Source organism: Microbacterium sp. 2FI (assembly GCF_005502885.1).
Classification (GTDB): Bacteria; Actinomycetota; Actinomycetes; order Actinomycetales; family Microbacteriaceae; genus Microbacterium.
The window spans coordinates 25,592-33,540 of sequence record NZ_SCMR01000032.1; the positions used below are offsets into that span (position 1 = coordinate 25,592).

6 protein-coding genes are annotated in these 7,949 nt (G+C 70.6%); 5 read left to right on the forward strand and 1 reads right to left on the reverse strand.

Features of this window, described 5'->3' with window-relative positions:
* Positions 1–5 precede the first annotated feature (5 nt).
* From FFS15_RS17815 to FFS15_RS17825, 4 genes are all read left to right on the forward strand, one after another.
* On the forward strand, positions 6–929 hold the full coding sequence (locus tag FFS15_RS17815; protein WP_137846394.1) for a cyclase family protein: 924 nt from the start codon (positions 6–8) through the stop codon (positions 927–929).
* A 160-nt stretch (positions 930–1,089) separates the two neighbouring features.
* Complete coding sequence (locus tag FFS15_RS18715; protein ID WP_171013270.1) at positions 1,090–1,242, forward strand: hypothetical protein; 153 nt, start codon at positions 1,090–1,092, stop codon at positions 1,240–1,242.
* A 42-nt stretch (positions 1,243–1,284) separates the two neighbouring features.
* On the forward strand, positions 1,285–2,421 hold the full coding sequence (gene menC, locus FFS15_RS17820) for an o-succinylbenzoate synthase (protein ID WP_137846395.1): 1,137 nt from the start codon (positions 1,285–1,287) through the stop codon (positions 2,419–2,421).
* A complete protein-coding gene (locus FFS15_RS17825) occupies positions 2,421–3,314 on the forward strand; it encodes a hypothetical protein (protein WP_137846396.1) in 894 nt (297 codons plus the stop codon). Before menC ends, FFS15_RS17825 begins: the two co-directional genes overlap by 1 nt.
* A 66-nt stretch (positions 3,315–3,380) precedes the next feature.
* Here FFS15_RS17825 and FFS15_RS17830 read toward each other — a convergent pair whose 3' ends face one another.
* Entirely contained in the window at positions 3,381–6,461 is a 3,081-nt protein-coding gene (locus tag FFS15_RS17830) for a hypothetical protein (RefSeq protein WP_137846397.1), read from the reverse strand.
* A gap of 157 nt (positions 6,462–6,618) precedes the next feature.
* On the opposite strand from FFS15_RS17830, the gene FFS15_RS17835 reads away from it, so the two are divergent.
* The coding region (locus tag FFS15_RS17835) for an alpha-hydroxy-acid oxidizing protein (RefSeq protein ID WP_137846398.1) at positions 6,619–7,949 on the forward strand (1,331 nt) is incomplete at its 3' end.

The following is a 7,949-nucleotide window of genomic DNA, read 5'->3' on the forward strand; positions in this document are numbered from 1 at the left end:
CTGTCATGCCCGAGTACCGCGCCCACTTCGACTTCGACATCCGCTTCGCCAACGGCGGCGCGCTCAGCGGCACGGGGTTCCGTCTCGACCTGCCGGGGCCCGAGGCCTCGAGCGACGAGGTCGCCCGGCTGCTGATCGGCCACCTCGGCCTCGCGCTCGTCGACGAGGTCGACCTCCGGGGCCTGCGGATCGTCGAAGAGCCCCACCGCGGCAGCCGCGGCATCGAGATGACGGATGCCGAGTCCCCGGCATCCGGTCGTCGCATCGTAGATCTCAGCCACGTCGTCCGCGCGGGACTCGTGACGTACCCGGGGCTTCCCGCGCCGACCATCACGCCGCACCTCACGCGCGAGGACTCGCGCGCGAAGTACGCACCGGGCACCGAGTTCGCGATGGACGTCATCACGATGATCGGCAACACCGGCACCTACCTCGACTCGCCCTTCCACCGCTACGCCGAGGGCCCCGACCTCGCCGGACTCGACCTGTCGACCCTCGTCGGGCTCCGGGCGGAGGTCCTCCATCTCGAGGATGCGTGGGATGCTTCACGTCGCGGGATCCGTCCCGAGATCCTCGCCGACCGCGACGTGCGCGGAGCCGCCGTGCTGCTGCACACCGGATGGGACCGGCACTTCGGCACGCCCGCGTACGGCGTCGGCGCGCCGTTCCTGACGGGCGAGGGTGCGCAGTGGCTCATCGACGCCGGCGCCGTGCTCGTCGGCATCGACTCGGTCAACATCGACGACACCGAATCCGGCGGCGAGCGCCCCGCGCACTCGCTGCTGCTGGGTGCCGGCGTGCACGTCGTCGAGCACCTCGCGAACCTCGGCGAGCTGCCGCCGCGCGGTACGCGCTTCACCGCGGCGCCGCCGGCGGTCGAGGGCTTCGGCACGTTCCCGGTGCGCGCGTTCGCCGAACTGCCCGGCTGACGCAGCCGCCGGCCGCGGTCGCTCGGCCGGCAGGAGATGTGCGGCTCTACAGGAGGGATCCGCCCCGAGGCTCCTGCGGAGGCCCTCATCTCCTGCGGAGCGCGTATCAGCCGTGCCCCCGAGTGCTCCTCAACAGCAAGGAGCAGTCAAGGAGCACACCATGCGCGAGCACATCGAAATCCTGGTCGTCGCACTGAGGGACGCCCGCCACCGCGAGCGCCCGCGGCACGGGTCCCGGCGGCAGCCGCGCACGGCGCGCTCGACGTACGTCCCGGTCCGCGGCTTCGCGCCGACCGGACGCTACGCCGGCTGAACGCCCGGACCGGCCGGACCGGTCCGGGCGTAGCCTGGGCGCATGCCCATCGCCCGGCCCGCGGCATCCGTCGCCCTCGAGGGATTCGAGCTGCGCGTGCTGCAGCTGCCCCTCGTCTCGCCCTTCACCACGAGCTTCGGCACCGAAACGGTGCGCGAGGTGATCGTCGTGCGTGCCCTGACCGCGGGCGCCGACGGCTGGGGCGAGATCGTCACCGGTGCCGCGCCGCTGTACTCGAGCGAGTACACCCAGAGCGCATGGGATGTCGCTCTGCGCTTCCTCGGACCGGCACTGCTGGATCGCGGAACCATCGCGCCCGAAGAGGTGGCCGAGGTGCTGCGACCCTTCGTCGGGCACCGCATGGTGAAGGCCGGGCTCGAGCTCGCCGTGCTCGACGCCGCACTGCGCTCCGAGGGCAGGCCGCTCGGCGAGTACCTCGGAGCCGTGCGCGACCGCGTTCCGTCGGGAGTCTCGGTCGGCATCCAGCGTGATCCCGCGACCCTCGTCGACGCCGTCGGCGGGTACCTCGACGACGGCTACGTCCGGATCAAGATCAAGATCAAGCCGGGTCGCGACGTCGCCGACACCGCCGCCGTGCGCGACGCCTTCGGCGGCATCCCGCTGCAGGTCGATGCGAACTCGGCGTACACGCTCGCCGACATCGATACGCTCGCCGAGCTCGACCGCTTCGATCTGCTGCTGATCGAACAGCCGCTGCAGGAAGACGACATCGTCGACCATGCGACCCTCGCGCGACACCTCCACACGCCGGTCTGCCTCGACGAATCGATCGTGTCGCAGAAGGCGGCGATGGACGCGCTCGCGCTCGGGTCGGCATCCGTCATCAACATCAAGGCCGGCCGGATCGGCGGCTACCTCGAGGCGGTCGCGATCCACGACCTGTGCCGGGGTGCCGGCATCCCGGTCTGGTGCGGCGGCATGCTCGAGACCGGTATCGGCCGCGCCGCGAATGCCGCATTGGCCGCCCTCCCGGGGTTCACGCTGCCGGGCGACATCTCGGCGTCGGCCCGGTTCTATCACCGTGACATCGTGACCGAGCCGGCGGTGATCGAAGACGGGCACGTGCGCGTGCCGACCGGCCCGGGCCTCGGCGTCGAGATCGACCCGATCGCGCTCGACGACGTCACCGTCCTTCGCGAGACGATCACGCGCCAGTGATGGCGGCGACGCGGGGGCGGTGGGCCGGGGCGGTGCTCGCGCTCGCCTGCGCACTCGCCCTCACCGCGTGCGCCGCCCAGCGCGAGCCCATGATCCCCGGACAGCACGCGGCGGTGATCCCCGACGAGGTCACCGTCGAGCTCATCCAGCTGCGCTCGGACGTCGCGGCGCGCCAGGTGCAGCTGCGCATCACGAACGGGTCGGACGACCCGCTCACTGTGGGCGATGTCACCGTCGACGATCCGCGGTTCCGTGATGACATCACCCGCGTGCTCGAGCGCACGAGCACGATCCCGGCGGGCGGGCAGGTCGACATCCGCCTGCAGCTGCCGGCCGTGGAGTGCCCGAGTCCGCCCGACGGCGAGGTCGTCGTCGAGGCGGCGCTCGAGCTCATCGTCGCCGGCGACCCGGCGATCGCGGTGACGCCGCTCACCGACCCGCTCGACGTGATCGGCCCGCTTCACGAGCGCGAGTGCCGTGCGGAGGCATTGACGGATGCCGCATCCATCGCCTTCACCGGGTTCGAGCCGTCGCCCCCGGGAGAGCCGGCGACGCTCGAGCTCACCGTCACCCCGACCGGAGACGCCGCGGCGACGGTCGCGGGCATCCAGACCACGAACCTGCTGACCTTCGGATCCGCCGACACGACCGCCGAAACCTATCCGATCGACCTCGATGTCGCCCCCGGCGATCGTGAGGCCGTCGTGATCGCGCTCCCGCTCGTGCCGCTGCGGTGCGACGCCCATGCCGTGCAGGAGGACAAGAGGGGCACGATCTTCGACGTCGAGGTGGCCGTGGACGGCGAGCCCGGTGAGATCGAGCTTGCGGCACCCGAGGATCTGCGCGGGCGCATCCTCACCTGGGTCGCCGAGTGGTGCGGGTTCGGCGGCTGAGCGGGTACGACGAAGACGGCCGGTCCGGGGATGCTCCCCGGACCGGCCGCCGCCGTTCTCAGCCGATCAGTGGACGGCGATCAGATCGTTCGCCCAGCCGATCATCCGGGTGCCGAACACCGAGTCGACGCCCTTGCCGAGCTGGCCCTCCAGCTGCTCGACGACCGCACCCAGCTGGTTGACCTCGGTCGGGTGCTTGGCCGTCGCGTGGCTCTTCAGCGCGGCGTTCAGCTTGTCGCGCAGGCCCTTCACGACCTTGGTGTCGGTGACGAGTCCTTCCGACACCGCGCGGGTCAGGTTGTTGCTGAGCGACTGGGTCGTCGCCAGCAGCGTGAACGCCCGCGTGGCCGTCGCCGTGTTGTCCACGAAGTCGGTGGCGGTCGCCTCGGCTGCGTGAGCACCGGTGTCGAGGGTGAACATGTCGAGCACGTAGCCCGTCGGCACCTCGGTGCCGTCGAACTGCACCGACTGCGTCTCGACGCCGCTGTGCGCGTCGGTGATCGTGTACTGCACGCTCGCCATGTCATCGGTGTCGTAGCCGGTGGCGGCGGGCTCGGTGAGCGCGATGACCGGTGCCGTGCGATCGACGCGGACGACCTGCGTTCCGCTGATGTTCTGGCACTCGCTCGACGCCTTCCAGTCGATGACCCACGGGACGTTCTCGGAAGCGTCGGCGGGGAGCGCGAACTCCGCGACCGGGCCTTCGACCGTCGTCCAGCCCTGCGGCTGCGAGCCGAACGGGTAGACGGCGTAGGTCGTGGTCAGCGACTCCGGAGTGAAGGACTCGTCGGCTGCGGTGAGCGTGAAGGTGTGGTCGATGCCCACCCACTGCACTCCGCCGACGACGGCCTGGCTTCCCGTGATCGCGACGTCCGCCGTGAGCGACCCGTCCAGCCACGCCGGTGCGGTCGGGGCGTCGCCCAGGTCGGGGAAGTTCATCCCGGGCCGGTACCACGCGCCGTTCTCCCAGTCGCGGAAGATCTCGCGGAAGGCGGGGCGAGCGATGCACGACTCCCACATCGGCATCTGGCCGGTGCCGGCGTAGTGCGCCTCGTTCTCGGAGTGGTGACCCGGGTCGGGCGAGTTGAAGACCGGCAGGCGGTCGGCACGCCACGAGTGGTCGGAGTCGATGCTGCGCAGCCACGGCTGGCCGTCGAGGCCGTCGACCATGATGTTGGCCGGGCGCCCCGAGGGGTCGGCGTAGATCGCGGTCGAGACGCTCGGCAGCAGGTTGGGGCTCGCGTTGTCGGCGATCACCTGGTTGAGGCCGTTCGCGTCGAGCAGCAGCAGCTTCGACGTCTGGACTGCGTCGTACGCGGGCTCGAAGTTCTCGAGATCCCACTGGGCGCTGTCCTTGAGTATCGACGCCTCCACGATGGTGCCGTCGGGCAGCTCGATGTTCCTGTCGCCCTCCAGCGGGTCGTGCAGACCCATGACGGCATCCAGGTACTCGCGGTCGCCCTCTTCGAACAGGTCGACGTGGACCGGGTTGTCCGAGAACGGCACATCGATGTCGGCCGAGCCGACCTCCATCCAGTACGTCGGGTGCTTGAGGAACGACGACAGCTGCTCCACGTCGAAGCCGAGGGCCTCGGACGCGAGATCCAGCAGCAGCACCTTGGCATCGGCGAGCACCGGGTCGAGGAAGTCGATGTCGGGCATGATCGTCTGCATCAGGTCCTGCAGCCAGAGGAAGACGGCGCCGCCCTCCTCGACCGCCTCGCCGACGAAGTCGGGGGCGCCGAGCATCGACAGCAGGTACTCGTTGATGAAGCCGGGCTTGTCCGAGTCGTTGAGCCCGCCGAGCGTGTAGCCGGCGACCTGGAGGATGCCGATGCCGTCCTCGCACTTGGCGCGGTCGGTGTCGAGCACCTCGTCGATCTCGCCCTCTTCGGCGTCGCCGTCGCACAGGAAGTTCTGCGCGTCACGGAAAGTGCCGGCGTCGAACAGCGTGCGCGAGAGCGCCTCGCCGAGCTCGGGCCAGTGCTGCAGGCCGCGGTCGATGTCGTCGATCCACGCGTCGAGGTAGGCGATGGCGAGCGGGTTGACGAACTCGTCGTCGGCGCCGTCGATCGGGTCCCACGCGCAGGGGTAGTCGATGCACTGCATCACCGGGATCGAGGTCGACACGTTTCCGCGCACGGTGCCGGCGAGGACCGCCTTGTTCTGGTCAACGCAGTCCTCGGTCTCGAAGAGGCACTCGGTCTGGTTGAGGTCCGCCTGCAGCTTCGCGCGCTCGATCTGGAGCTCGGCCTTCAGGTCGATGAAGTAGTCGATCAGCGGGCCGCGGTTGGGCTCGGGCTCCTCGCCGACCGTGTACGGGCTACCGGGACAGCCGTCGTCGGCCGTGCCGTCGCCGTCGTCGTCGAGGCCGTCGCCGCACGTGCCGACGGGCAGCGGGTTGGCGGGGTTCACGAGCGTCTCGTAGATCCAGCCGGTCGGCGCCGCATATGCGAACGCGGGCGTCGCGTCGTCGCTGAACTCCGGACCCGTCTCGTCGTTCTCGCCGGGCACCTGGGAGCGGAGCGGATTGCCGTCGTAGCCGGCGGTCGCATCGCCGACGTAGCCCTCGGCGATGACGTGACGCAGCGCGATCTCGGCGGCCGTCGGGTCTTCGCCGATGTCGAGGATCTCGCCGACACCGGGGAAGACGCCCTGTGCCACCTGGTTGATGAGCGTGTGCGCCCACATGTCACCGGCGGCGTGGGTCATGAACCCGTAGGCGAACGCGAGGATCTGCTCCTTCTCGGCCGCCGTACGGCCCGCGTCGTTCTGCGCGTCCCATGCTTCTGAGAGCAGGTGGTCCAGCCACTTGCCGGTCTCTTCGGGGTGGATCGCCGACTGGCCGTAGGCGAGGTCGGGGAAGCCGTCGGGGCCGATGACGCCGGCGTTGTAGGCCGCCGGCTGGTTGCGCAGCGCCGTGACGATCTCCGCACGCACGGCGTACTCGTCGCCGTTGACGGTGACGAAGCCGTCGTCGGTGGCGTCGTCGTACGCGTTCTCCGCGGTGACGTTGTGGGTATAGGGCTTGAAGGCGGCGGCGGGCATCGTCGTGGCGACGAGTGTCGCCACGGTGACCGCGGTGACCGTGACAAGGCCGGCGGCGAGCTTGATGAAGCTCCGAGGCCGGTCGATGGGGCGAGGCATGGGGTTTCCTTTCCTGAACCACGTGAGGAACTGACGATCACGAGAGTGGCGGGCCGGCAGGGGGTGCGTGATGGGTAGCAGGTGCTCAACAGCGCGCGGCGATTACTCAGTTCGCTACTCACCCCGGCGGACAGAAGGCTGCGCATAGGCTTTCGGCATGGCACAGAGCAGCGTCGCTCCGCACGATCCGGCCGCCGCGCGCGGCATCTCCCGCCGGGCCCAGTCCGAGATCTACCGCGCGGGCATCAGCGGCACCCGGCCTCGGATTCCGGTGGATGCCGATCAGCTCGAAGCCGCCGCGCGCAAGGCGCTCAGCGCCGAGGCGTTCGCCTACATCGCCGGCGGCGCCGGTGCCGAGCGCACGATGGCCGCCAACCGCGCCGCCTTCGGGCGCTGGCAGGTGTGGCCCCGGCCCTTGCGCGACGTCTCACAGCGCGACCTCTCGATCGACTTCCTCGGGCGCCGTCGGCCGACGCCCCTGCTGCTCGCCCCTCTCGGGGTGATGGAGATGGCGCACGGTGAGGCCGACCTCGCCGTCGCGCGGGCGGCGGCATCCGTCGGCGTTCCCTACGTCCTCTCGAACCAGGCGTCCGTCGCGATGGAGGATGTGGCGGCGGCAGCGCCCGGCGGAGCCCGGCTGTTCCAGCTCTACTGGTCGGCATCCGACGACCTCAACGCGTCGCTGCTGCGACGGGCCGAGGCATCCGGCTGCGAGGCGATCGTCGTGACCCTGGACACCCATCTGCTCGGCTGGCGCACGCGCGACCTCGATCTGGCCTATCTGCCGTTCACACGCGGGATGGGGATCGCGCAGTACACCTCCGACCCCGTCTTCCAGCAGCTCGTGCGCGATCGCGTGAGGCGAGGACCGGATGCCGCGGCCGCCGCCGCACCGCCGGTGAAGGTCACCGCGAAGGCGGTCGCCGCGGGCGTCACGATCGCCCGCAAGGGGGCGCCGCTCACCGGCGCGGGGCTGCGCGAGAGCCTGCGCTCGCCGCTCCCTCGTGCTGCCGTCGAGACGTTCCTCGACGTGTTCTCGACGCCCGCGCTCACGTGGGACGACCTCGCCAGGGCCCGCGAGTGGACGAGCTTGCCGATCATCGTGAAGGGCATCGTGCACCCCGATGACGCGATCCGCGCCCTCGACGTCGGCATGGACGGCGTCTGGATCTCCAACCACGGCGGACGCCAGATCGACCAGTCGGTGCCGACGCTGGACGTGCTGCCGACGATCGCCGAGCGCATCGCCGGCCGTGTGCCGATCGTGTTCGACTCGGGGGTGCGTCAGGGGTCCGACGTCCTCATCGCGCTCGCACTGGGAGCGACGGCGGTCGCGATCGGGCGCCCGTACGCGTACGGGCTGGGGATCGCGGGCGAGGCGGGGGTGGGCGAGGCGGTGCGCAATGTGCTGGCCGAGCTCGACATCACCCTCGGGCTCTCGGGTCACACCGCGATCGGCGAGGTCGGGCGCAGCGCGCTGCGCGAGGT